Origin of the sequence: Photobacterium lucens, from assembly GCF_009873615.1 — a bacterium.
Classification (GTDB): domain Bacteria; phylum Pseudomonadota; class Gammaproteobacteria; order Enterobacterales; family Vibrionaceae; genus Photobacterium; species Photobacterium lucens.
In genome coordinates this window covers 1-1,471 of record NZ_SSMG01000054.1, presented here as the reverse complement: position 1 = coordinate 1,471, position 1,471 = coordinate 1, and the positions used below count along the sequence as shown (strand labels likewise).

General features: G+C 39.2%; 1 protein-coding gene and 2 tRNA genes. All 3 read right to left on the bottom strand.

Translation table 11 applies throughout. The features are described 5' to 3' along the window. Nucleotides 1–2: 2 nt before the first annotated feature. Nucleotides 3–75: transfer RNA gene (locus tag E5A76_RS03395), tRNA-Gly, on the bottom strand. 3 nt (nt 76–78) lie between these two features. After that, nucleotides 79–152, bottom strand: a tRNA-Cys gene (locus E5A76_RS03390). 150 nt (nt 153–302) lie between these two features. Further along, nucleotides 303–1,259, bottom strand: coding sequence for a PfkB family carbohydrate kinase (locus E5A76_RS03385; protein WP_161118100.1), 957 nt, complete (start codon nt 1,257–1,259; stop codon nt 303–305). Nucleotides 1,260–1,471: the final 212 nt, after the last annotated feature.

Below are 1,471 nucleotides of genomic sequence, written 5' to 3'. Positions count from 1 at the left end.
GGAGCGACACACGAGGTTCGAACTCGTGACCTCAACCTTGGCAAGGTTGCGCTCTACCAGCTGAGCTAGTGTCGCAAATGGAGGCGCGTCCCGGAGTCGAACCGAGGTCCACGGATTTGCAATCCGCTGCATAGCCACTCTGCCAACGCGCCTTTGTTTCTCACCGAGAAGCTGGTTGCTCTTCGGTATGGGGTGCATTCTACGGAATGTAGCATTTGAGTCAATACTATTTTTTAGAAATTAATGCTAAGCGATTATTTTGCAACCAAATTATAGAATTCAGCTCGTAAGTTATGCATGCATTACATCATATCCCGCATCGCTGCAGCTGGGATCACAGCCGTAGGATGCTCAAGTACTCTCTGGGACAATACTTTTCCTAACTTCACAGAATGCTCCACACTTTTTCCACTGATCCTGCCAGTAAGATAACCAGCAATAAAGGCGTTATCAGTAAAATATATTGTACTTATATTTGGTTGTATCGCTTGGATCACCGATACACTTACTGATGTGTGTTCCGAGGAAACAGCTAAATCATCTAACTGACTTTGATAATTATGAAGGGATGGGTATTGCTTAATGATCAACTCACGACAATTAACACGGTTATACCGCTCAATGATCTTATCTTCTTTGCCCCATATATATTGCTCATCTTTCGCATCAATAAAAGCAATATCAATATAAGGTAATAACTGGCATATCCAATATTTTGCTTGTTGTGGCGTCCACAATTCTGCTCGATATCGGTTATCAAAATAAACCTTACCTCCTTTTCGTTTAAATTTTTCTATTAAAACTAGCAGGATGGCTTTTGCCTCTTCAGTTAATAAACCAAAACTGACCGCACTAATATAAATAGCATGGTAATTATATTTATGAAGAGCAACTTCAAGCGGTGATATGCTTGATGAGAATGCACCAGATGAAAAGTAATAGCGAGCTGCATTATCTTTATTCCAAAAGTGTCGGAAGTACATGCCTTCACTATCAGTTTCGATATAACACAAGTTGGGAAATTTAGTCGAAAAGTAACGCACCAAACTGGTATCTATATTCTCCTGCTGCCAACATGCCAATAACGATAAAGATAGCTTATCCGTCCCTAACGCCGTCGCATAGCTGACTGAGATAGAGCGTGATTGCCCTAGGCGAGAGAGATACAACGCAATATTCGGAACATCCCCACCATAAGTAGAAAACTTAGTAGAGTGATTAATTTCAACAAGCGCTTCACCAAAGAAAACAATTCTCACACTGATACCCCATCGTCAGATATCTACATTATGCTTCCCTTCATGACACTACAAATCTCACTTCCTTAAAGCCTAATACAGTTTCATTTTATATTGATACTACAATCACCTAGATTAACCAAATTTTCAGATTAATATATTGAAATACATCCATTCTCTTTTTTGCATTCTATTAAAGATCAATTTACAAACTGACTTTTTTGAAAATATAT